The organism is Vibrio sp. (genome assembly GCF_984391705.1).
Genome location: NZ_CFHWOM010000005.1, coordinates 1 through 24,956, shown reverse-complemented (window position 1 = coordinate 24,956; position 24,956 = coordinate 1). Strand labels below are relative to the sequence as shown.

The window sequence follows — 24,956 nt, the reverse complement described above, 5'->3', positions numbered from 1 at the left end:
TACTAATTGAATATATTACTCCCTGAATTTCAATACTAATTGCTAAGGAAATAAGAGTTTATAGCTAGTTTGCTAGGAATAATTAAATTTGTAAAACCATCCAATAACTCTATGGACAGAAATAACAATAATGAGAAAAATCCATAACCTATTTCGGTGTTCACTGACAAAGCTAACTTTCATCGTAAGCTTAATGTTCGGTTTGGCAGCGTATGGTCAATCCACGGAAGGTGTTAGTTTTGCAATCGTAACCTTCAACGTCGAAATGGGAAACTTGAGATCTAACCAAGTAAAAATGCTCTACCGGGGTAGGCTTTCTCATATAAATGGCATACCCGCACGGTTAATGGACTTACCTAAATCGTCCAATCTTCGCAATCAATTCTATAAAGAACTGCTCAATAAAAGTCCTAGCCAAATGAGTGCTATATGGGCAAAACAAACCTTTTCTGGTAAGGCTCTTGCGCCTTTCGAAATAAAAAACGAATCAAAAAACGAAATAACCAGTTGGCTTAAACATAACGAGAATGGCGTGGCATATGTACCAACCCATCTTATTCCTGAGGACGCTTATGTCATCTATCAAATGTAACAATTCCGGCTTACGATATTATTTAAGTTCGCTACTCATGGTGCTTCTGCCCATGACAAGTTGGGCGCAAATTCAACTGGGTGATGACATCCAACTCAGTGGTTTTGGTACGGTAAGCGCAGCGAAAAGTGACAACTCAACACCAGTATTGTTTTCTAGAAACATCACCGATGAATGGTGCTTTGACTGCGATACCACGTTTGGTGCTCAATTAGATTGGCAGGTCACGGCAAATATTCGCACCACAGTACAGGTGTTAAAGCGCCCTCAAGACACTTTCTCAAATCCAGAACTTGAACGCGCCCATATTGAGTTCGCCTATGATAATTTACGCTTTAAAGCAGGCCGATTGCGGATCCCACTTTACATAATGTCTGAATATTACTACGTCTCAAGTGCTTACCCTTGGCTACGTTTACCCCCTGAGGTATATGCGAATAACTTAGGTATTACACACTACGAAGGAGCAACACTCGATTGGGAGATTCAGCTTAATGATGAACTTCAGCTCACCTTCTCACCGTATATCTCAGTACCAGAAAAAGAGCGCTACGAGCTATATGGAGCAGACTTCACGTTAGATACCGATTACGCGTTTGGTTTTTCATCAGAGCTGTACTTTGACGAGAATTTTATCCACCTCGCCTATTCGCGTGTGAGTACAGAGCAAGAAGGGCTTGTCACTGGGGATGTCGATTATAACCTGAATTTCTTTTCTATCGGGCTGAGTTACTACATAGGTGACGCTCTACACTTTCAAGCTGAAACCCTGCTTGAAAAAGAGCTATCGTCCAACTGGTATGCTGGTTTTGATTATCGAATCGGACAATTTACTCCCTATGTACAATATGGGCAGGCTCGTAAAGGCAAAGATAGCCAAAGTTATTTAATCGGTCTGCGCTACGATCTACATCCACAGATCAATGTATCTGCTGAATGGCAACGTATCGAAGGTGATAAAAAAATGATAAGTGGAGAGTTCACTGAGCTACAAAACCCGATGAAACCGTTTGCGTCGAAAGTCGACTTAGTCTCTGTGGGTCTTTCGTTTACCTTTTAAGTTGATAGCGCTTTCAAGATCACAACCAATGAACCAACAGAGTATCTCTGTTACATGTTTTTTGTGGTACAGGTATTTTTTGTCACAAATTAACTTCCTAAGTTTTATTTTGTCAATAAGCATTACCACCTAGAATTATTAACTTATTTCACTTAAACAACCCACCTATACAGCAAATTTAGCTGCAATTATTTTTACTAGCAGAATAAGATGTCATGCCTTACAATTCTGCCGCATAAAAATTACAAAAATAAAACACTGTTAGTTTATCTCTACTGCTGCCCTACAAGCTGGTAGAGTCAGTCCCCCAAACGTGAAAGGTCCAAACGAAACATGAGTCCAGAGAAACACCTATTAGATTGGCAAACCAGCCAAACGATTGCGGAATCTATTTCTCCACTACTTGGTCAGCTTTACCGTCAAAAAGGCGTTGAAGTCTTACTTTTTGGTAAAACTCTCGTCAACGCAGCTACCATCGATATCATTAAAACACATCGCCTTGCCCGTCGTTACACCGGTACACCTCTCACTCCAGAACAAACACTTCCCCTAATCAAAGCCTTGTCAGAAATGGAGTTGTCTCCATGTCGAGTTGATGTAGGGCAACTGGCTCACCAATTCTGGCAAGGCCGAGATGATGCGCACGGTGTTAAGGACTTCCTTCACACATCTCTTTTAGGTGCTATGGATGGAAAAACAGTCTCTGAGCCTCGTGATGTTGTGCTTTACGGTTTCGGCCGTATTGGGCGTCTTCTGACTCGTCTGCTTGTCGAGAAAAACGGTCCGGGCTACCCACTACGACTTCGTGCTGTTGTCGTTCGTGGCGGCAAAAAAGGAGACTTAGAAAAGCGTGCAAGCTTGCTACGTCGCGATTCAGTTCATGGTCAGTTCAACGGCAGCATTATTGTCGATGAAGAGCGTAAAGCGATCATCGCTAACGGCAACTTCATTCAGTTTATCTACGCTAACAAGCCAGAAGAAGTGGACTACACCGCATTTGGTATTAAAGATGCTCTCGTTGTTGATAACACAGGCGTTTGGCGTGATGCAGAAGGCCTAAGCCAGCACTTAGCATGTAACGGTGCAGAGAAAGTTCTATTGACCGCTCCAGGTAAAGGCGATATCAAAAACGTTGTATTTGGCGTAAACGACAATGTCATTCAAGCTGAAGATACCATCATTTCAGCGGCGAGCTGTACGACCAACGCAATTACCCCAATTCTGAAAGCAGTTAACGATAAATATGGCGTGATTTCTGGTCATATTGAAACGGTTCACTCATTCACGAATGACCAAAACCTAATCGATAACTTCCACTCAGGTGAGCGCCGTGGCCGTAGTGCTTCACTAAACATGGTTCTTACTGAAACAGGTGCAGCAAAAGCGGTAGCGAAAGCACTACCAGAGCTAGCTGGCAAGCTAACGGGTAACGCAATTCGAGTACCTACCCCGAATGTATCAATGGCGATTGCGAACCTAAACCTAGAAAAAGGGACAGATAAAGAAGAGCTTAACGCGTACCTGCGTGAGATGGCCCTTACGTCAGAGCTGTCTGCACAAATCGATTACACAGAATCTACAGAAATTGTATCAACCGACCTCGTTGGTTCACGTTTCGCAGGTGTTGTCGATGGTGCAGCAACGATTGCCCAAGACAGCCGCTGTGTTCTTTACATCTGGTATGACAATGAGTTTGGCTATAGCTGTCAGGTTGTTCACTGTATGGAACAAATGATGGGTGTACGCTACAAAACTTACCCAGTTAAGTAATTTATTCTCCTACGGATATCGCCTCTGGCCATATGGCTAGAGGCAAAGCTCCACAACACTATAACGTATAATAATCCCCCGTAGTTGCCACTCCCTTTTAATGGAGTGGCTTTTTTGTATCTCGTTCATGTTTCATTCATTTACACCCTCGTATTCTAAAAGCCTAACGAGAAGAGGTACGTATTATGAATAGAATCATTTCAAGTGTTTTCGCGCTGTTTATTGGCATGTTTACCATTCTGTTTGGACTTATCTTAGCTATTCCGTTGACCATTGCTGCGCTCATTACAGGCAAAAAAATTGAGAAGTCTCTAAAAATGAATAGCGCTGCGTTCAGCCACTCGAATCAGAAATCTGTTCTAGAGGGCGAATATGAAGAAGTCACAAAGTAAAAGAGAAAAAGCAGAATACCTAATGCGAAAGAAGTCAGCATTTGCGTTTTATACCGCTGCAGCCATCACCTCCGTAATCCTAGGCTGCAGCAATGCTCCACAAGATCCAGCGTTTGATAAAGCAGATGCCCTACCAAGCTACACTCAAGATAGTTTTGAGCAGTATGTCGATGAGACTAAACAGTGGCTTGCTCTCAATCGCATCTTCTTTACGCAAGACAAAGAATCTGAATTAGCACAAGTATTACCACGAGAATATCAACCTGCTAACCCTAACGGTCAGGGGGTTTTGCTCGTCCATGGATTAGGGGATTCACCTTATTCCTTTCGTGACATTGCCAGCCACTTAGCCGATCAAGGCTACTTAGTAAGAACACTATTGTTACCAGGGCATGCTAGCAAAGTCGGCGACTTGCAACTTCCAAGCTTGCAGGATTGGCAAGGCGTGGTAGATCATCACATCAAACTACTGAAAGAATCCACCAGCACAGTGTGGCTTGGCGGCTATTCCACAGGTGCCAACTTAGTGACCTCAGTGGCATTGCATGACAAGTCAATACAAGGGCTATTGCTGTTCTCTCCTGCTCTAAAGCCAGGGTCTAGCGCGGTGCAATTTGCGGAGTTGGCAAGCTACTTTGTGACATGGGCCGATCAAGATCCTGAGGACAACCCGCTGCGCTACAACTCCCTACCTATGAGTGCTGCGGCGGTCTATTATCAAACTTCGTCTGTAGTTAGGGAGCAGCTTAATACAACGAATTATGATCGCCCGGTGTTCATGTTACTGAGCGAAGGCGACGAGGTGATCAACACCGACTACGCGATTCAGACATTTAGCGACAAGATGGTGAACCCAAACAATCACATCGTTTGGCAAGGTGAGCATGATCTGGCTGAGCCACGTTCAACTCGCTTTACAATGAACCTGCCTGAGCAAAGAATCTCTAACGGCTCCCATATGGGGTTACTCTTCTCTCCTGATAACCCCAATTATGGTGCCAAAGGAGTGAACCGCATCTGCAGCAATGGACAGTCGGAAGAGCAATTGAATCACTGCATGAATGGCGATGAAGTTTGGTACTCCTCCTGGGGCTATGTAGAACCTGGAAAAACACATGCTCGATTGACCTACAATCCCTACTTTGAGCAAAGCATGGCAATAATGGACACAGTCATGGCCTCCAAACCTAATTCATAAAAAAACGCCCAGCATCGCTGGGCGTTATTGATTACTTTTCTATTTGGGTATGATCTATAGGAAACAACTTGCTCTCAAATACCGTCGCATAGATAGGTATATCTTTAAGTCGATTTACATCAACCTTGTATGGGTCTTCTCCTAAAACAGTAAAGTTGGCTGTTTTGCCCACTTCAATACTGCCTAAAGTGTCTTCCATTCCCCATGAGTATGCCGCTTCAATTGTAATACCGCGCAGCGCGCCATCAAGAGACAGAGCCAAGTCCGGACGAAGCACTTTACCCTCATTGGTTTGTCGAGTAACCGCGCTCCAAGCAAGCAGTAAGGGATCAGAAGGTGCCATTGGCATATCCGAATGCAGTGAAACAGGAATACCTTCTTTTTCAATTGTCGCTAATCGCACCATGGCGTGTGCTCGCTCTTCACCTAAGCCAACCTCCCCAAAACGCTCACCAAATCCAGTCACGTAATATGGGTTCACACTGATGATTGCACCGAGCTCTTTAAGTTGTTTTACCTGCTCGTCGGTAGAGTTAGCAAAATGGACAATCGTAAATCGATGATCGTCTCTCGGGTATTCAGCTTGTCGACGTTTCATTATCTCTATGAGTTTTTCGACACCCTCATCGCCATTAACATGCACGAGTATCTGGTAATCTTTCTCCCAGAAAGCCTTAGTGATTGCTTCTACATCATCAGGGGTTTGAATCCACTCACCATGATGACCATCTAAATAGCCATCTTTCATTTTCATCAACTGAGAAATAATAGCGCCATCAAATAAGATTTTAATCTGTTTATCGAAATACCGAACCTTGCCCTCTTGTGGCAATGTTTTAGTCACCTCTTCTACCGCTTCAACCACACCGTCTTTCCCCTTCAGTAAGAAAGGCGTTTTACTCTCTGGAGTAAAGAATGAGTACATCGGCGTATCATCAGAGCCAAGGATTTTCAAATAAGTCTCGGTCATTTCTGGTGGAATAAAAGCGCCTGGCTCATTGTAAGCAGTGACGCCTTTTTGATGTAGCATTTCAACCATTTGCGTTAAACCAAACTCAAAACGTTCAGCATTGCCTAGATCTTTGTATATACGTGGAAGTAAATAAATCAGAGCCCCTCCTTCCCAGAAGTGACCTGCAGCTAAGTCAGACTGACCTTTAACTTCTTCGCCAAGTGTATCAATATCTTCTTGGTTCAAACCATACTTTTCAATGAACGCACTGTTTACATAAAACTCATGAGCGGAACGGTGCCATACCCCAATCGGACGTGTTTGCGATACCTGATCCAAAATTTCTCGATTTAACTCACCGTGGAAAAAATTGTTGTACCCCCAAGTCCACAACACTTCATTCGGGTTTTGCAATTCCTGCTCTGCCGATTTTAGCGCGGACAAATATTCTTCATGTCCGCTTACCGCTGGCCATGTTCTACTTGGCAACTGCCATTCTTCAGGAGCAATAACGGGCATACTCAACGTAAGAGCGCCCAAGAATGGGTGAAGGTGCTGCTCAATGAAACCAGGCATGATTACGCGTTCACCTAAATCAACAACCTTTGCATCAGGGTAGAGTTGCTTGGCTTTGTCTTGTTGGCCAACGAACTCAATCACACCGTTATCACTTGCAAAGACGGCTTGTGCTCGTGGCTGATCTGCATTCATCGTGATAACGCTAGAACCAATATACAAGGTGCCTTCGTGAGCCGGTTCCGGTGACTTTTGAGCCTTGTTGTCTCCAGGGCTACATGCGGCTAGCAAGACAGATAAGCCGAGTATTGATGCAGCGAGTAGGTTTTTCCTAGCGGTTAATAAATTCATTTTTCTCTCTCTTTGTTTATCTGTACAAGCTTCCAATGTGTTTGCAATAAACGTAATAGTCTTGAACTCTCTTCTTACAATTAACGCATGTTTAATATGCAATTAATGTAATGAAAAACCTCAAAACGTCGGTTTCAAAAGTGAGAACAGCTACAATTATTCGCTTGCAGTGTAGCGTTTATGAAAGGTCACTTTTGCGTCTACAATCGAATAGATGTTGCGGATAATTAACAGCTTTGTTATTTAGTAGTAAGACAAATCGCATGAACCCTATAACTACAAAGGATTGACAGATGAGTAATGGTCAACGAGATATTACACTACGCTTTCTAGCTGAGCCCGGAGATGTAAACTTTGGTGGTAAAGTCCACGGTGGTGCCGTTATGAAGTGGATCGATTTAGCAGCCTATGCCAACGCTGCGGCATGGAGTGGCAAATACTGTATTACCGCTTATGCTGGAGGCATTCGCTTTGTTCAACCTATACACGTAGGAAACCTAGTCGAAGTAAGTGCAAAGGTTATCTACACTGGTCGCAGTTCAATGCATATCGCAATTGATGTTCAGGCAAGTGACCCTAAAGAGTTGAAAAATCGCTTAACGACGCACTGCATCGTTATCATGGTGGCTGTAGATGAGAATGGTAAACCTACCGACGTGCCTGAGTGGGTACCCAAAACAGACGAAGACATCGAGTTAAGAGACTCTGCCATTCGCCTAATGAATATGCGTAAGCAAATCGGCGAAGAAATGGAAGCCCATGTAAAATACTTAAAATAAAACGATAGTGAGCAATTGAGCATGAAAGCCTTCAATTGCTCTATTTACCCGACTCAACCACCAGCCCTTAAGGCATTTTGACAAGTGCTTTATCACTCTAACCATGAAACGACTTCATCCGATCAATCACTACATACAGTAAAACTAAGACTCGCTCACTCTTTTTTGTCAGGGGTTTGTTAAGCAATAGTATTGTCATTTTTCTTTCATCTTCATCTGCTTAAATCCGCTAGCAATCTAAATAGATGAAGGATTACCTGTGAGCTTAAGTGGCATTACACTGAGTGAAAATACGTTAAATAACCCGAAATCCGTTGAGTATCAGTGGGTGCGTACTATGTACGTCGAGGGCTATGAAGATCGAGAAATTAATCACTATATTCAAACTTGCTTCGGTGGTGATGACACTTTTGCCGATCTGTTTAGGAAGGTCGCTTTATCACAAGAAAGCGTTTACGTATTACTCCGTTATTTAGGCTGCGCCCCCTCAAACCGAGAATTTTAATCCACTTTTCCACAGCTCAATCCAGTCGCCAATGTAACAGAACACTCTGTTGCATATTCATTTGAACACTGCGTCGCATCCACTAATCGTTCAGATATCTTTCCGTGTCTTAATTCTTATACTTGAAACGGTTGATTTTAGGCATAAAAAAACCCGGGACAAGCCGGGTTTTGGTTACAAAAACTGTTAGAAGTAAATAGTAAGGAATCTCACTAACAGCCAGCTATGCGTAACGCCAGAATTGCACTCTGCTTAACTGATCGGCGGCCAAACCAAAATTGTTAAGTCGAGATACAAAATGGGCGACCTTGCGGTCGCCCTTATCGTTCTTATTAACCTTTCACACCGCCGGCGGTTAATCCTCCGACCAACCAACGCTGCGCAAGTAAGAATACGATGGTAATTGGTAGTGCAGACAATACTGCTGCAGCTGCAAAATCACCCCATAGATAGTTCTGAGGGTATAGATACTGCTGCATACCAACCGCTAATGTATAAGAGTTTACATCAGAAAGTAGTAGAGATGCTACAGGAACTTCACCCACCACACCAATAAACGACAGAATGAATACCACTGCAAGGATAGGCACAGACAATGGTAGCAGTACTAACCTGAACGCTTGCCAAGGTGTTGCGCCGTCAAGTGCGGCCGCCTCTTCTAGTGAGTTATCAATTGTTTCAAAGTAACCTTTGATCGTCCAAACATGCAGTGCGATACCACCTAAGTATGAGAAGATCAAACCACCGTGCGTATTCAATCCTAGGAACGGAATGTACTGTCCTAGCTTATCAAACAACGCATATAGTGCTACCAAAGCCAGTACCGCAGGGAACATCTGGAAGATCATCATTGCTTTCAAGATAGTATCTTTGCCTTTAAAGCGCATACGAGCAAACGCATAAGCAGACGTGGTTGAAAGTGCCACAATCAGAATCGATGTAATGCCTGCCACTTTCACTGAGTTCCAAAGCCACAGTAGTACTGGGAAAGGAGGTGGTGTTACAGAACCATCAGCGTTTGTCACCGAAAACCCAAGAGCCAGTTTCCAGTGCTCCAAAGATGGGTTGTCAGGAATCAAGCTACCTGTCGCGAAGTTACCTTCACGGAATGAGATAGCCACAATCATCAATAATGGGAAAATAATCGCTGACAGGAATATCCATAGCGCAGCGTGTGTTGCCCATACACGGTATTTAAGTGATTTACCTTGTACCATTGCCATTGTCGGTACTCCTTAATCCTGAGACAGCTTAGTGAAACGTAGGTTGAGTAGTGCAAGACCACCGACCAATAGGAAGATAAGTGTCGCGATTGCACTTGCCAGACCAAAGTCTTGACCGCCGCCGCCTTCAAATGCGATACGATAGGTGTAGCTTACTAGTAGATCTGTGTAGCCCGCAGGTTCAGAGGTACCAATCATGTTTGGACCACCTTGAGTCAACAACTGGATAAGCACGAAGTTGTTGAAGTTGAACGCAAAGCTCGCAATCAAAAGCGGAGTCAAAGGTTTGATCATCAGAGGCATCGTGATGCGACGGAAATTGTCGATAAAGTTCGCACCATCAATCGCCGATGCTTCATATAAGTCATCTGGGATTGCTTTCAGTAGACCCATACATAGGATCATCATGTAAGGGAATCCAAGCCACGTGTTGACAAAGACGATCATCACTTTCGCCATTAATGGATCAGAGAACCAAGACGGGCTGATGCCAAATAGCGCTTCCAATACCATGTTGATCTCACCAAAGCTTTGGTTAAAGAGACCTTTAAAAATAAGAATCGAGATGAAAGCTGGTACCGCATATGGAAGAATGAGTAGCACGCGATAAATAGCGCGACCTTTAATCTCTTCCCACTGAACAACACTAGCCAATACCAAACCAATAATCACAGTAAGGCCAACTGTCAGAGCAGAGAACACAACGGTCCAAATAAAGATGCTTACGAATGGCTCTTTAATACCGTCATCTTTCCAAACTCGTTCAAAGTTCTTCGCCCCAATACCTACCACGAAACCTGGTGAAACCGTCGAACCCGTGAATTGTCCATTCTCGTCTACAGGTTGGTAGAAACCCACTTCCAAGTTAGGACGCAGCATCTCACCGGTGCGGTTGTTGTAGATAGACTCACCATCGTCTTGAAGTGTGTATAGTGGTACCACAGCAGCAAACTTACGTAGACCACTCATACGAATGTCTTCGCCCGTAGGCAAATGCAGGTCCACGGCTCCAAGTGTCGCTTTGTTTTTGATGATAGTTTTGATTTTCTCTTTGTCACCAGCAACAGAATCCACCAAGGAGAGATCCATATCCGCAGCTGGAGAAGCCAAATTGAACGCTTCAGTCGCTAAAAGCTGATCGCCTTTTTTGACTGCGATGCGGTGGCCATTCTCCGTCTTGTATAAAGTAAATGGGTAGCTGTCACCACTTTGGAAAGTTCGATCAAGTAAGACCGTTTGTGCGCGGTCAAAGGAAAGCTGATTTTTCGCACTGTAGTTGGTGAAGGCGAGGTTGACCGTATAAGCAAGAGGAAACAGGATGAACAGAATCATGCCTGCAATGCCTGGATAGATATAACGGTGCGCGTAAGTCTTTTTACTACCAAAGATATACAACGCCAGTGCGGTTAGGATAAGAGTAAGCAGCGCAAACGCTGTCTCACCACGAGAATACATTAGGACGGTGGCATAGCCATTAACGATACCGACAGAAGCCAGAACTGCCCATTTTATAAAGACGTTTTTACTTGATGGCAAGCTCGTTGTTGTAGATGTCATCGCATCTGTACCTTGAACTGACTGCATAAGAGAACCTGCTAGCGATAATAAAACTTAGAAAAAGGAGGAGAGGTTACCCTCTCCTCAAAAGGGTATTACTTAATTATTTAGTCATTTGTTTTTCTGCGTCTGCCAGTGCTGCATCTACAGTTTGACGACCATCAACAACGTTCACGATAGCGTTCTTAGCCGCGCCCCAGAATGCACTCATTTGTGGGATATTTGGCATGATTTCGCCATTCATCGCGTTGTCCATTGTAGCTGCAATACGCTTATCTGAATCAAGCTCACGTTGGAATGAGTTTAGCGCTACCGCACCCAGTGGCTTGTCATCATTGACTTTACGTAGACCTTCGTTAGTCAATAGGTAGTTCTCAATGAACTCAACCGCTAGGTCTTTGTTAGGAGACGCTGTGCTGATACCCGCAGTCAATACACCAACGAATGGCTTAGAAGAGTGACCGTTAAACTTCGGTAGTGTTGTTACGCCGTAGTTGATACCTGATTTCTCAATGTTACCCCAAGCCCAAGGACCGTTGATGGTCATCGCTGTGTTGCCTTGGTTAAACGCCGATTCAGACACTGAGTAATCCATGTCAGATGAAATCACGCCTTTTTCAACTAGGTTTTTAACGAAGCTCATTGCGTCTTTCACGCCGTCTTTCGCGATACCCGCATCTTTAATGTCGTAACCTTCAGCGCCGTATTTAAACGCGTAGCCACCGTCAGCTGCCATTAGCGGCCAAGTAAAGTACGGTTCTTTTAGGTTCCACATAATTGCAGACTTGCCATCTTTCTTAAGCTTCGCGTCTAGTGCTTCCACTTCTTCCCAGCTCTTAGGTGGGTTAGGTACTAAGTCTTTGTTGTAGATTAGAGATAGAGATTCTACCGCAACCGGGTAGCCAATGATTTTGCCATCGTATTTAACTGCGTCCCACGCAAAATCTACAATGCCTTCTTTAATTTCTTTAGATGGTTTAATTTCTGCAAGAAGCCCCGACTCTGCGTAACCACCGAAACGGTCATGAGCCCAGAACACGATATCAGGACCATCACCCGTTGCCGCTGTCTGTGGGAACTTGTCTTGAAGCGCATCAGGGTGAGCCACTGTTACTTTAATACCAGTGTCTTCTTCAAATTGTTTACCTACTTCAGCAAGTCCGTTGTAACCTTTATCGCCATTAATCCAAATGGTTAATTGACCTTCTTCGATAGCAGCATTTGCACCAAATGAGCCAAGAGCAACTAGAGTACCTAGTGCCACTGTGCTTAGGGCATTTTTCATGTTCATATCCTTTTTAATTTTTGTGTTGTAGGGGTCAACCTAGAGGCTTCACCGTATTTCGCCATATATTCTCAGCCAAACTGAACATTAGCTCATCCTCCTACTCCCTACGCCCTCAGTATTATGGACTATTTTCGTGATCCCTATCGTTAGAGCTTGGAGAGCAAAATCACAAAAACGACTCTTTATGTGATCGATTTCAATATTAATGGAGAGATTTATTTGAACTGGATCTAACTCCGCCTTCTCACCCCTCCTCTCCCTCATCCTTATCTACTACCCCTACAAAAAAAACCTCCGGGAGGATGCAGTAAAGGACGAATAAAAGGAAACTACAGCCATCCAAGAGTGGATAGTAAGAACCCTTAACAGTCGTTCTTTGAAAGAGCACGCTGATTTGCAACGCCGCAGGGGTTTGCTGTGACAACATAATCATTCGTAGGGTTGTAATCGGAAGATTTCACAAAAACGGGGGAGATGCTTATGCTGTACGGGGGAAGCAAACTCTGTTTTGGCTTTGGTGGGTGATGTGAGTAATCCTTCACCCAAATTTTCTTACTAATTGAAAGAATCCATTCCTTACCAAATTCCTACTGTTACTGCTCGCGCGATAACTCATATAATGATGAGCAGTAAAAATAAAAATATTGATCGAGGGCGAGCTAGATGGCGAGTGTCACGTTAAAAAATGTATGTAAAGCTTACGGTGACGTACTAATTTCAAAGAACGTTGATTTAGAAATCAAAGAGGGCGAGTTTGTTGTCTTCGTCGGTCCATCAGGTTGTGGTAAATCAACTCTACTTCGTTGTATTGCAGGCCTAGAAGATATCACGTCAGGTGACTTGTACATCGGTGAGCAACACATGAATGATGTTGAACCGTCAAAGCGTGGTGTAGGTATGGTATTCCAATCGTATGCCCTATACCCTCACCTAAACCTCTATGACAACATGTCGTTTGGTCTTAAGTTAGCAAAAGCAGACAAGAAAGAGATCGACCAACGCGTTGAACACGCTGCAGAAATTCTTCAATTGAGCCACCTACTAGAACGTCAGCCAAAAGCGCTTTCCGGTGGTCAGCGTCAGCGTGTCGCAATTGGTCGTACTCTAGTATCTCAACCAAACGTATTCTTGCTTGATGAGCCTTTATCTAACTTAGATGCAGCTCTGCGCGTACAAATGCGTTCTGAAATTACTAAGCTTCAACGCAAACTCGGTTGTACCATGATCTACGTTACGCACGACCAAGTAGAAGCAATGACGATGGCTGATAAGATTGTGGTGCTTGACGCTGGTTTTGTATCACAAGTAGGTAAACCACTGGAACTGTACCATTACCCTCAAAACCGTTTTGTTGCTGGCTTTATTGGCTCACCAAAGATGAACTTCATGAGTGTATTCATCGAAGCGGTTGAGAAAGAGCGAGTAATGGTTCAATTGGCCAATGGCACGACTTTCTGGATTCCTGTTGATGGTACGACTGTAACAGCAGGGGAACGTATGTCTCTGGGTGTTCGTCCAGAGCACTTACTACCAGCCAACGAAGGCGACGCTACCATTGAAGGTGAAGTCAATATCGTCGAAAAACTTGGTAACGAAACCCAAGTGTACATGCACATTGATGCCGCTGACGCTGATATGATTTACCGTCAACCAGATACGCTTTCTGTAGAGGTGGGTGATAAGCTCTCGGTTGGTATTCCAGCGCACCGCTGTCACCTATTCCATAGTGATGGCAAAGCATGTCGCCGCTTACATCAAGAAGCCGGTGTTGAGCGCCCTGAAGCTTAAACCTACATGGTTATTTCAGCCCGAGTATTTTACTCGGGCTTTTTCGTTTTGAATCATCACTTGTACACCCACAAACCCTACTCAAATCACATTCCTTACAAATACGCAACCAAGCTCTTATAAAGAACCTACAATTAACAAGGTATCAACGAGATGAGAGCCTGCTTTGGACAGACAAGGGACTACTTTCAACAAGGCCCTACCTTGGGTGATCTGCGTGTCCGCGTTTCTAAACGTGCTCTTTGTTGTATACCTAATAGTCCAAGCCAATGCGATAAATCGCCTAGAATCGGTTGTTTTAGAAAAAGCACCGATCAGCGTAGAAATGACGCAAAAGCTGGCCGATATTGAAAGAACCATCGGCTATGTTGGATTCATCCACCATTTTAAAAACTACATCATCCGTCGTGACGAACAGCACTACTTAAAAGCCATGACGAGTTATGATGATGCGGTAAAAAAAATCATCGAGTTTGAGGCTTTAACCGATAAAGATGAGCTAATACATAAAATAGAACATCTGAAGAGCACGCTCGAGGAGTACCATATCAATCTCATAATGGCGAAACGCTTCTCTTCTGATTTAAGCATTCAGACATTAGATAAAATCGTCAAAGTGAATGATTCGGAAGCCGAGAGAGCCCTACGCGCTCTGCAAACTTACTTATTGCCGAAATTTGAAGATATCTTCGAGCAGACAGCCATAGAACTTTCGAAGCTAAGTCAGCTCACTTTGCTATTCAATATCATAGTAGCCCCGATCATTGTTATCGTTAGCTATTTCATCATCCAGATAGTTCGACGTGTACATAAACTCACGAGTCAGCTTTCATCAATCCTCGATATTTCTCCCGATGGAATCGTTTATATCTCTGAGCAAGGCATTATTCTTCAAGCAAACAGCAAGGCATGTGAACTACTGGAGTACTCTGAACACGAATTGACGAAAGTCCCGCTAGAGCAGTTAGTCGCACCTGAGTATCGACAGTACTGTGCTTATTATCGCGAACAAGTGTTTAGTGCGAACAACCGTAAGAATCTGGCTCAGAAACCCCGTAAGATGCGCGCGCTAACTAAGTCTAACAACGAGATTGAACTTGAGATAACGGTAGCCTCTGGCTATGTGGCGAACGAGAACCGAAGTGTGTGCATTATACGAGATATGACCCATCACAACGCACTTAAGCAAAAAGCTGAAAAAGACCATTTGACGAGTCTTCTCAATCGCTGGATGCTCGATGAACTGCTGCAAAAAGAGCTCGACCGATGCCAGCGTTCCAACCAGCCATTGTCTCTTTTGCTGGTCGATATTGATAACTTCAAATCTGTTAACGACAACTTTGGTCACGATGCAGGCGATATTACGTTACGTAAAACCGCCGACTACCTACATCGAAGCACGAGATCCTACGATCATATTGGCCGCTGGGGCGGCGATGAGTTTATTTTGGTATGCCCAAACTTAGGCGCAGAAGATGCAATAAACTACGCTCAGCGACTGGTCACTAACTACCAGCAGTATGAGAAACCAGCGCAACACAATACATCTCTAAGTATTGGTATTTCAACAACCTCAGAGTGTTCCAACAACAAGCAAATGCTATTCAAAAATGCCGATATTGCTCTGTATCACGCCAAGAAAAGTGGGAAGAATTGTATTGCCCACTTTGATCAGAGATTCTCCGATATCAATGCAAACGCCACCTGCTGTTAATCCAAAGACTATGAACTTTTGTCTTTTGAACCAGAAGTCTGATTTCGTTTAAACAGTCCTTCCATCAACTCCATCGGAAGTGGAAACGCGATTGTTGAACTTTTTTCGCCGGCAATCTCTGTCAAGGTTTGCAAATAACGCAGTAACATTGCATTGGGCTCTGCCGCCATTTTGTTGGCCGCTTCCACTAACTTTTCTGACGCTTCCATTTCACCTGACGCATGTATCACTTTTGCTCGTCTTGCTCGTTCGGCTTCAGCTTGTTTCGCTATCGCACGTATCATACTTTCATTGAGATCGACGTGCTTAATTTCTACATCCGATACTTTGATCCCCCACCCGTCAGAACGTGCATCTAAAATGGTTTGAATATCGGTATTGAGCATCTCTCGATTAGCAAGCATCTCATCAAGTTCGTGCTGCCCAAGAACGGAACGTAAGGTTGTTTGCGCTAATTGGGAAGTGGCTGCTAGGTAATCTTCCACATTGATGATGGCCTTTTGAGAATCAACCACACGAAAATAAATCACCGCATTAACTCTCACCGATACGTTATCGCGGCTAATCACATCCTGACTGGGAACATCCATCACTACCGTCCGCATATCCACTTTCACCATTTGTTGAACCATAGGGATAACCACTATAAGTCCAGGGCCCTTTACAGTCTGAAATCGGCCTAAGAAGAACACGACACCTCGCTCATATTCACGCAAAACATGGAATAAGCTAAACGCGATCAATAACACTAAACCAACAAGGATCACAGGCGTTAGCATTCCACTAGATAGCAATTGCTCCATCATATTACCCCCTTTGTCGTTTTCTAATACGTAATGTCAATCCTTCAACCGATTCAACCGACACAACTTCACCGGAAACAAATTCGCCACTCCCCTGAGCCGCCCATCTCTCACCGTTCACCCGCACATAACCGCTGTGACTAAAACTGGATTCTACAATCGCATCACCACCAATGAGGTCTTCAATCCCACTCACTACTTGGCTCTTTCGCAGCTGTAAAACTCGGCGCAATACAAACATCACAAATGCCGCTGACGTAATGGCAATGATGTAAATGAGGTGCACAGAAATACGCAGTTCAGGTATGTCACTATCAAATAGGAAAATGGACCCTAGGATAAAGGCGCCGACACCACCAAACCCTAATATGCCGAAGCTCGGAATGAGTGACTCCGCCACCAGTAGCCCTACTCCCAACATAATCAAAGCGACGCCAACATAATTCACCGGTAGCATTTGGAATGCATAAGTCGCGACCAACAAACAAATTGACCCAACAACACCTGCTACCCCAAACCCTGGGCTGTAAAACTCCAGCAACAACCCGTAGAAACCGATAATCAGCAGCAAATAAGCAATATTGGGGTCAGTAATTGTAGAGATAAACTGATTACGCCAGTCCGGTGTGCGACTCTCTAAATAGGTATTGGAGAAAGACAAAGTAAGTTCCGATTGCCCCATGTTGATCGTCTTGCCATTTAGCGATTTGATGAGTGCTTTAGGCGAATCAGAAATCAAGTTGATAACGTTTTTTTCTAGCGCTTCGCTAGACGACAAGGTTGCCGCTTCACGAACTGCCAACTCCGCCCAGTCGGCATTGCGTCCTCGCAACTGTGCCAATGAGCGGATATAGGCGATAGAATCATTGAGAATTTTTTTCTCCATCGCACTTGGGCTCTCTGGCTTTTCTTCAGATTGATTAGGAGAGCTTCCCCCTCCAATACTCACCGGGGTAGCAGCACCAAGTGTCGTCGCCGGCGCCATAGCAGCAATGTGACAAGCATAGAGAATAAAAGTACCTGCGCTAGCCGCCCTAGATCCCTGTGGGTGTACCAGGCAAAGAATAGGAATATCAGAGGATAAAATAGCCTGATTAATGTCGCGTAAACTGCTTACTAACCCGCCTGGAGTATCAAGCGTGATGATAAGAGCAGGAACATTTGATTGACTATTTGCGAGCTGAATTTGCTTAGCGACATAGTCACCCACAGCAGGGCCGATAGCACCGCTGATTGAAATGACTGCGACCGTCTGATTCGGCTGCTCATTTGCAACTTGCGCTGGAATACTGACAGACGGCCACACCATGATCATTAAGCTGCAAAGCAACAATTGGAACTTTCGCAGGAACATCATGTGATCCCATCAGTACTGTTACTCTGAGTTTAGACTACATTTCAAGTCTGGGGAGGGTATTGCTCCTTAACTAAGTACAGTCGCGCATCCAAATTTTGTCACCTAGTACGAGGAACCAAACAACCTTTACCAGTAAATATAATTTTGTGACAAACATAATAAATTAATTAAAAACACACTTAATAAACTAAATACATATTATGCGAATATTTCCAACCCTAACTGTACAAAATTCACCCAATACAAATAATAATTCAATCCTAAACAAATTAATCCAAACCTATGATTAAAGACTGAATATTATTCACACTTAGGTAATTTCATTCCATCACAGTTTTTATTTATGGCTATTTTTCGACCGCAGATATTTATATACAGTCGCTTTGAATAAACCTTACAAGGATGCTGTCATGAAACTTAAATACCCAAGATTAAACCCTGTTGTATTTGCTTTGATAACTGCGACTGCTCTATTCGGTTGTACAGATGAAGAGACAACGATCATTGAGCCTGCAAAGCAAGATCAATCTAAGCTAATGCGTGACGTATTTTCCGATTATCAGAACGCAATCAATACGTTAGACAACACTACATTTGGGCAAGTAACAGACCAAATGGCAACATCCATCCAAGCTGTCGACAGACTTTATTTAGACAAATTGGAATCTATTGACCGAGACCAGCTATCAGATGAAGACAAAATATACTACGACACATTTATGTTCGACCGTAATATATCTTTACGAGGTGCCAGCTTACCAAATACGCGTTTTGGTAATTTTGATGTGCCTATTACCCACTTCTATAATTACATAGAATGGAATGCAGACTGGGCAGGAAGCAGCCAAAGCTCGTTAGAAGATTATAAAGAGCATATTCAAGTTGTCAGAGAATTTACTTCTTGGGTCAATAATTTAAAGTCACTTTATTCACTCGGTATTATTGACAGCGCGCAATTACCCAAAGTACTTATCACTCGACTCATCGAATCAACAGAAAATACTGTGGCTCTAAATAACTATTCAATGATGAAAAAAGGGTTAGACCACTTAAAAACACTAGGTGATGACGAGTTTTCTTCAGAATATGAAAAAGCGGTCGATGACTCCATTACCGCTCTTACCATACTTATCGATTTCTTAAAGAACGACTATTATACCGCAGCCCGAGGTCCTAACGGCGATATCGATGACACCAATATCGGTTGGGGTGACCTACCTAACGGACAAGCGTGGTATCAATGGCAATTGGATAGAAATAGCACAACAGGCAAGCCGGCGCTGGAACTTAGCCAGTTAGGCGAACAATTAGTCGCCGATGCAAAAGCTGAAATGATCCGTGTAGCAGAGCTCGTAGTCGACAAAAGAGGCGCTGCAATTACCGCAGATTGGAATAATGGAACAGGCATTGTATCGAGAACGTTTAATCTTGTTGACGGCAATGGTGATATTGTTCTCAATGAGTTTTTTGACTACCTCAACAGTGAGCAGTTTTTCTACGGCCGAGATGGGCGAACAATTACAGATACTGAGTACAAAGATTTATGTGTCGTCGCGTCAAGCCCCACTGCCTGTGAGGCCGCACTGGTGGACTATAATACTTTCAAAACCGATGCCAATGATGTTGTGGCCGGATACTTCAAGCCAATCCAAGCAGACTACACTATCAAGCCTGAGCCAGCCGCTCGCGAACCGTATGCAGGTGTAGCATCTTATGGCAGTAACGTGTTCAACCTCAACACGCATCCAAACTACAGCCTCCAAAAATGGAATGTTTCCACACTACTGCTTCATGAAGCTGCGCCAGGGCATCACTTCCAAAATGCGTATGCAAACGAATATCCACCAGCAGACAAGCCCGATTACATCAAAGGGGTTTGGTACACGTCTTACGGGGAAGGCTGGGCCTTATATACTGAATGGCTAGGCCTAGAGATGGGCATTTATGGCTCACTAGATACGAGTGGCAAACCAACTTTTGCTGACGCAACAGGTATGTGTAAAACAGATCTGGATTACTCTCAGTTCCAAGGTGGTATTTATACAGACGCCGAAGAATGTAATGCCCTTCAGTACTTTGGTAGCTTGAATGAAGCGCAGTTACGTAACATGCGCCTAGCCGTTGACACAGGTATTCATGCAAAAGGTTGGAGTATTCAGCAAGCACGTGACTATATGTCAGCAAACTCAGCGCTTGGGGTCGGTGATATAGAGTCAGAAACGTTTCGCTATGCGGCCTACGTTGGCCAAGCTGTTTCCTACAAGTCAGGCTTCTTAGTGATTAAAGCGCTACTTGATAAAGCGCAAAGTGAATTGGGTAATAAGTTTGACTGGGCGATGTTCCATGACCAACTATTAAAATATGGTGATCAACCGATGGAAGTCGTTGAAACCAGCATAAATAATTGGATCAAAGCGCAACAGTAACCCATGAAAAAAGAGCCTAGCGTTTGTGCTAGGCTCTTTTTTTACTTGATTGGCGTATATCCGTACTCATCAATTATCGATTTCGCGTCGCTTCCGAGTATGTATTTAATGAAAGCTTTCCCATCGTTATCAATCTTATCAGGCTGGTAGAGTACTAAGAATGGTCTAGACAGCTCATAGCGCCCTATCGCAATGTTCTTTTGGCTCGCTTCAACACCTTCAAACTGAACCGCTTTAACAGAACGATCAACTGACCCGGTAGAGATAAATCCGATCGCTTGTTTATTATGGTTAACAATGGTTTTCACCATACTGTTGCTATTTACAACTAGATTATCTGGGTTGATATCTGAAACTAAGCGCCCATTAATCACTTTCGTCAGGCCTAAAAGACTTTCAAAACTGTAACGTGAGCCTGAAGACGCCTCGCGCGTCACAACCGCAATTTTCTGGTCATTACCACCAACTTGTTTCCAGTTAGTAATTTTGCCTTTATAGATGTCATACAACTGCTCACGAGTCACGTTCTGAATTGGGTTCGACTGATTAACGACAACAGCTAAGCCATCAAACGCAATTGGCGTGACCGTTAAAGACTCATCTTGCTCACTTTCTGTTAGATAGCGAGAGCTCATGCCAATATCTGCTACGCCCTTTTGGATTAACGTAATACCCGCTGTGGAGCCGACTCCCTGAACCGCAATGTAGCTATCCGGATGCTCGCGATTAAATCGCTCAGCCAACACATCCATCACTCGTGCTACGGACGTAGAGCCTGATACATTCACTTCGTTAGCCATAGCAGAAGGTATAGCGAGCGGTAAAGCAACCAGTGCAGCTAGCACAAAACGAACCATATTTTTCTCCAATTCAAATCTAAGTAAGCGACTTAATTGGCAGCCATCTTATTGCGGTTAGATGACATTTTTGTGAAAAACTATACAGACAACGAAATAACCATTAAATACTATGATTAGATTGAGATAGGGAGTCGCCATGTCCGTTGTGAGTTTGCTACAAAGACAAGTTGAAAGTCGCGCGCAGCTGATTTGTCAGCAGCGTAATCGAAGTTTGCCTGCTGAATTAGGCAAAGCGAGCTACGAAACAATCGGCAATGGTGTCGTGTTTATTAAGCAACACTTTCTGCTCGATTCTAGCCATTGTGATTACATGATGCCTGTAGCGAAAGTAGCATGGAGTGAGAAAACACTAAGTTGGGAATTGTTTATGCCCGATGACTTCGTAGCAGATAACTGGCTTCCTTACCCATTTCTAGCCCATAGCAGCGACTTAACCGCTATAATGCGTGAAGTAGACAAAGACCCCAAATCAATGTTTTGGGAAGATTAAAAAAAGGGTGCTAAATTAGCACCCTTTTTACTGATTTCAATGAATTATTCAGTTTCCGAAGTAACTTCTTCTACTGTTTTAACATCTTCAAATATCTGAGTCGGTTTAGCCACGATGCTGCGGTTTTCTTGGTTCACTTCTGAAAGTACAACTTCAAGTACATCACCCAGACGATAAGTCACTTCTTTATCAATTAAGATAGTCCCTTCATCTGCATTGCATTGTAAACGCTCTTTATTTGCCAAAATCAATGAGCCTGGAATAAACGCTGCTGCACCATTCTCTACGAGTCGAACTCGCATGCCTGCGCGGTTAATATCAAAGATTTCGCCGTGGAACTTGGTCTCTTTAGCTGGCTCTTCTGAAAGCGTACGGGCGTATAGCCAATCACCTACGTTACGCTCTGCAATCTTGTGGTGTTTACGGTGAAGCGCTAGCTCCTCGCCCACAGTTTCATCTGCAGTTTGTACTGGCTCTTTACCCAAGATATGCGCCTTCAGCATTCGGTGGTTAATCATGTCACCGTACTTACGGATTGGTGAAGTCCACGTTGCGTATAGCTCAAGACCCATCGCGTAATGAGGTAAAGGTTGGTTACCAATTTCACTGTACGCTTGAGACTTACGGATGCGGTTATCAAGGTAAGAAGTTTCTTGGTCAGCTAACCAGCGACGTAACGCGGCAAAACCTTCAAGAGTCGCTACCGACTCAACCGTAAATGGCAGTTCACCTTCTGGGTTAACGAGTTTAACCACATCTTCAATCTTCTCTGGTTTGAAACCAGCATGAGTATTAAATACGCCCGAATCAAAACTTGCTTGCAGCGTTTTACCCGCACAAATGTTAGCGGTAATCATCGCTTCTTCTACTAAACGGTTTGCACTACGACGCATATCAGCATGAATCGCCACAACATCGTTGTCTTCACTTAGCTCGAAGCGGTAGTCAGGACGGTCTGGGAACACAACAGCATGTGTTTCACGCCATTCTGCTCGCGCTAACGAGAACTCATACAAATCACGTACGATTTGAGCGATCTCATCGTTTGGTTGCCATGCTTGTGACGAACCATTTTCAATCCAATCAGAAACGTGGTCATAAGCTAAACGAGCGTGAGACTTAATGTTTGCGGCAAAAAACTTAATGTCGTCACCGATTACACCGTCTTTACTCACTGATACGCTGCAGCAAAGCGCCGGACGCTCTTCATTTTCAATCAACGAACATAGTTCATCTGCAAGATCGCGCGGCAGCATTGGAATGTTGCGCCCTGGTAGGTAAATAGTAAACCCACGCTCACGAGCAACCTTATCCATCTCGCTGTCCGGCGTGATGTATGCGGTTGGATCGGCGATAGCAATCGTCAGTTCGAAATCACCAGATTCGGTTTTCTTTGCGTATAACGCATCATCCATATCCTTCGTTGATTCACCATCAATAGTGACAAAAGGAATATGGGTCATATCGATACGTTCAAGATCCGCATCGTCTTTGATTTCCCAATTATCGATACCCGCTGGCTCACTGTTCGGCAAATCGTTTTGTGCCAGTGTTACCCACCAAGGTGCGATTTTGTCATCGGCATCAGTGATCTTCTCAGTGATTTCAACAAAAAAGCCGTTATCACCTTTCAGAGGGTGGCGAATAAGCTGAGCGACAACCCAGTCACCTTCTTTTAAATCGTCACTCTTAATGCCTTTACGTGTCTTGGCTTTCAGTGACAACTTCTTCAACTGAGGATGATCAGGCGCTACGTTTAATTTGCCTTTAAACAGCTTAACGCGACCTATAAAACGATTAAGACCTTGTTCCAATAGCTCTTCTGGTTCAGCTTGCTCACGCTCCTTTTCAGTGCGAATGATTGCCTTCACTTTATCTCCATGCATACATTTCTTCATGTATGGTGGTGGAATAAAGTAGCTGGTTTTACTATCCACTTCTAAAAAGCCAAAGCCTTTTTCAGTTGCTTTGATCGTGCCTTCTTTTTTTGGAAGGTTTTCTTGAATTTGTTGCTTCAATTGAGCCAGTAGCGGGTTATCTTGGAACATCTATACATTTCTTACTGAAAAAATTGAGCACACTATATCATTGGCATTATGGCCAAGCTACCGTGAGCTGATAACTAATCCATCAATGACCGGCAAGGCTCAGCATTTTCGTCCAATCCTTAACCACCTGTGGTGGCGTTATGCGCAGATTTCTCTTTGCTGAGAAAAATTTGTGATGGAATTCAATTTTTTCTGGCTTTTTTTATGCTTTTAGGGAATAATCCGCCCCCTTAAATCGGTGCTACACAATATATACGGTGCATCGAGATTTTACGTCCCTAGTGGCTTGATGCGATTTACGACTTGTCCGCATCTGAACGGAATCAGCTCTCAACTGGATTGGTATTGGAATTGGTAGAGCTCGTGGGACCTTTTGTTGACATAAAAATAGTAGGATCCCAATGACAGATTCTGTAATTCAGTTTAGCGACCTAGCGCTTAACGACTCTATCCTTTCAGCTCTTGATGGTATGGGTTTTGTTTCACCAACTCCAATTCAGGCTGCTGCTATCCCGCACCTATTGGCTGGTAAAGACGCATTAGGTAAAGCTCAAACTGGTACTGGTAAAACTGCAGCTTTCTCTCTACCTCTTCTTAACAAACTAGACCTTGGCCAACGTAAGCCACAAGCAATCGTACTTGCACCTACGCGTGAACTTGCGATTCAGGTTGCTGCTGAAGTTAAGAACCTTGGTAAAAACATCGCTGGCCTAAAAGTGCTAGAAATCTACGGTGGTGCATCTATCGTTGATCAAATGCGTGCACTTAAAAACGGTGCTCACATCGTTGTAGGTACTCCTGGCCGTGTTCAAGACCTTATCAACCGTGACCGTCTACACCTAGACGAAGTACACACATTCGTTCTAGACGAAGCTGATGAAATGCTAAACATGGGCTTTGTTGATGACGTAACTGAAATCATGGAGCACGCTCCTGAGTCTGCACAACGTGTACTATTCTCTGCGACTATGCCTCCAATGCTTAAGAGCATTGTTGAGCGCTTCCTACGTGATCCAGAAACAATCGACGTTGCTGGTAAAAACCACACTGTAGACAAAGTAGAGCAGCAATTCTGGGTTGTTAAAGGCGTAGAAAAAGACGAAGCAATGTCTCGCCTTCTAGAAACAGAAGAAACTGACGCGTCAATCGTATTCGTACGTACTCGTCAAGATACTGAGCGTCTAGCTGACTGGCTATGTGCACGTGGCTTCAAGGCGTCTGCACTACACGGCGATATTCCTCAGTCTCTACGTGAGCGTACTGTTGATCACATCAAACAAGGTGTTA

Annotated in this window: 20 protein-coding genes; 12 read left to right on the top strand and 8 right to left on the bottom strand. The window is 43.9% G+C overall.

The genetic code is table 11. The features are described 5' to 3' along the window. The first annotated feature begins 193 nt into the window (after positions 1-193). The 5 genes from AC4MRV_RS05635 (at position 194) to AC4MRV_RS05615 (ending at position 5,012) form a co-directional block, all read left to right on the top strand. A complete protein-coding gene (locus tag AC4MRV_RS05635; RefSeq protein WP_491186450.1) occupies positions 194-592 on the top strand; it encodes a hypothetical protein in 399 nt (132 codons plus the stop codon). A 52-nt stretch (positions 593-644) separates the two neighbouring features. After that, on the top strand, positions 645-1,652 hold the full coding sequence (locus AC4MRV_RS05630; protein ID WP_491186449.1) for a porin: 1,008 nt from the start codon (positions 645-647) through the stop codon (positions 1,650-1,652). 333 nt (positions 1,653-1,985) lie between these two features. Then, entirely contained in the window at positions 1,986-3,422 is a 1,437-nt protein-coding gene (locus AC4MRV_RS05625) for a glyceraldehyde-3-phosphate dehydrogenase (protein ID WP_491186448.1), read from the top strand. Positions 3,423-3,607: 185 nt separating this feature from the next. Then, positions 3,608-3,814 (top strand): hypothetical protein, encoded by a 207-nt coding sequence (locus AC4MRV_RS05620; RefSeq protein WP_491186447.1) that lies wholly within the window; start codon positions 3,608-3,610, stop codon positions 3,812-3,814. Positions 3,815-3,836: 22 nt separating this feature from the next. Beyond that, positions 3,837-5,012 (top strand): alpha/beta hydrolase, encoded by a 1,176-nt coding sequence (locus AC4MRV_RS05615; RefSeq protein ID WP_491186606.1) that lies wholly within the window; start codon positions 3,837-3,839, stop codon positions 5,010-5,012. Between the two features lie 31 nt (positions 5,013-5,043). On the opposite strand, the gene AC4MRV_RS05610 is transcribed toward AC4MRV_RS05615, so the two are convergent. Next, positions 5,044-6,831, bottom strand: coding sequence for an amidohydrolase (locus AC4MRV_RS05610; RefSeq protein WP_491186446.1), 1,788 nt, complete (start codon positions 6,829-6,831; stop codon positions 5,044-5,046). A 293-nt stretch (positions 6,832-7,124) separates the two neighbouring features. On the opposite strand from AC4MRV_RS05610, the gene AC4MRV_RS05605 reads away from it, so the two are divergent. Further along, on the top strand, positions 7,125-7,610 hold the full coding sequence (locus AC4MRV_RS05605) for an acyl-CoA thioesterase (protein ID WP_491186445.1): 486 nt from the start codon (positions 7,125-7,127) through the stop codon (positions 7,608-7,610). A 259-nt stretch (positions 7,611-7,869) separates the two neighbouring features. Further along, positions 7,870-8,115 (top strand): hypothetical protein, encoded by a 246-nt coding sequence (locus AC4MRV_RS05600; RefSeq protein ID WP_491186444.1) that lies wholly within the window; start codon positions 7,870-7,872, stop codon positions 8,113-8,115. A gap of 332 nt (positions 8,116-8,447) precedes the next feature. Here the strand turns inward: AC4MRV_RS05600 and malG are convergent, their stop codons facing one another. The 3 genes from malG to malE all read right to left on the bottom strand — a co-directional run bounded on the left by malG (position 8,448) and on the right by malE (position 12,180). Continuing rightward, positions 8,448-9,338 (bottom strand): maltose ABC transporter permease MalG, encoded by an 891-nt coding sequence (gene malG / locus AC4MRV_RS05595; protein WP_005469620.1) that lies wholly within the window; start codon positions 9,336-9,338, stop codon positions 8,448-8,450. 12 nt (positions 9,339-9,350) lie between these two features. Then, positions 9,351-10,922: a maltose ABC transporter permease MalF gene (gene malF / locus AC4MRV_RS05590; protein ID WP_491186443.1), complete on the bottom strand. Its 1,572-nt coding sequence runs from the start codon at positions 10,920-10,922 to the stop codon at positions 9,351-9,353. Between the two features lie 76 nt (positions 10,923-10,998). Further along, positions 10,999-12,180, bottom strand: a complete 1,182-nt coding sequence (malE, locus tag AC4MRV_RS05585) for a maltose/maltodextrin ABC transporter substrate-binding protein MalE (RefSeq protein ID WP_491186442.1) — start codon at positions 12,178-12,180, stop codon at positions 10,999-11,001. A 666-nt stretch (positions 12,181-12,846) separates the two neighbouring features. On the opposite strand from malE, the gene malK reads away from it, so the two are divergent. Both malK and AC4MRV_RS05575 read left to right on the top strand, forming a co-directional pair. Beyond that, complete coding sequence (malK, locus tag AC4MRV_RS05580; RefSeq protein WP_491186441.1) at positions 12,847-13,971, top strand: maltose/maltodextrin ABC transporter ATP-binding protein MalK; 1,125 nt, start codon at positions 12,847-12,849, stop codon at positions 13,969-13,971. A gap of 217 nt (positions 13,972-14,188) precedes the next feature. After that, the gene (locus AC4MRV_RS05575; RefSeq protein WP_491186440.1) at positions 14,189-15,685 is read left to right on the top strand and encodes a diguanylate cyclase; all 1,497 of its coding nucleotides are present in this window, start codon (positions 14,189-14,191) and stop codon (positions 15,683-15,685) included. An 8-nt stretch (positions 15,686-15,693) separates the two neighbouring features. On the opposite strand, the gene AC4MRV_RS05570 is transcribed toward AC4MRV_RS05575, so the two are convergent. Together AC4MRV_RS05570 and AC4MRV_RS05565 are read right to left on the bottom strand one after the other, a co-directional pair. Then, complete coding sequence (locus AC4MRV_RS05570) at positions 15,694-16,491, bottom strand: slipin family protein (RefSeq protein ID WP_491186439.1); 798 nt, start codon at positions 16,489-16,491, stop codon at positions 15,694-15,696. Position 16,492: 1 nt separating this feature from the next. Then, the gene (locus AC4MRV_RS05565) at positions 16,493-17,842 is read right to left on the bottom strand and encodes an NfeD family protein (RefSeq protein ID WP_491186438.1); all 1,350 of its coding nucleotides are present in this window, start codon (positions 17,840-17,842) and stop codon (positions 16,493-16,495) included. Between the two features lie 413 nt (positions 17,843-18,255). Between AC4MRV_RS05565 and AC4MRV_RS05560 the strand changes: the two genes are divergently transcribed. Next, the gene (locus tag AC4MRV_RS05560; RefSeq protein WP_491186437.1) at positions 18,256-20,271 is read left to right on the top strand and encodes a DUF885 domain-containing protein; all 2,016 of its coding nucleotides are present in this window, start codon (positions 18,256-18,258) and stop codon (positions 20,269-20,271) included. Between the two features lie 41 nt (positions 20,272-20,312). Here the strand turns inward: AC4MRV_RS05560 and AC4MRV_RS05555 are convergent, their stop codons facing one another. Continuing rightward, positions 20,313-21,128: a phosphate ABC transporter substrate-binding protein gene (locus tag AC4MRV_RS05555; RefSeq protein WP_491186436.1), complete on the bottom strand. Its 816-nt coding sequence runs from the start codon at positions 21,126-21,128 to the stop codon at positions 20,313-20,315. A 139-nt stretch (positions 21,129-21,267) separates the two neighbouring features. Between AC4MRV_RS05555 and AC4MRV_RS05550 the strand changes: the two genes are divergently transcribed. After that, the gene (locus AC4MRV_RS05550) at positions 21,268-21,621 is read left to right on the top strand and encodes a DUF3024 domain-containing protein (protein WP_491186435.1); all 354 of its coding nucleotides are present in this window, start codon (positions 21,268-21,270) and stop codon (positions 21,619-21,621) included. A 44-nt stretch (positions 21,622-21,665) separates the two neighbouring features. On the opposite strand, the gene rnb is transcribed toward AC4MRV_RS05550, so the two are convergent. Next, the gene (gene rnb, locus AC4MRV_RS05545; RefSeq protein WP_491186434.1) at positions 21,666-23,669 is read right to left on the bottom strand and encodes an exoribonuclease II; all 2,004 of its coding nucleotides are present in this window, start codon (positions 23,667-23,669) and stop codon (positions 21,666-21,668) included. A gap of 401 nt (positions 23,670-24,070) precedes the next feature. Here rnb and AC4MRV_RS05540 point away from each other — a divergent pair. Next, on the top strand, positions 24,071-24,956 hold an 886-nt coding region (locus AC4MRV_RS05540), incomplete at its 3' end, for a DEAD/DEAH box helicase (RefSeq protein WP_491186433.1).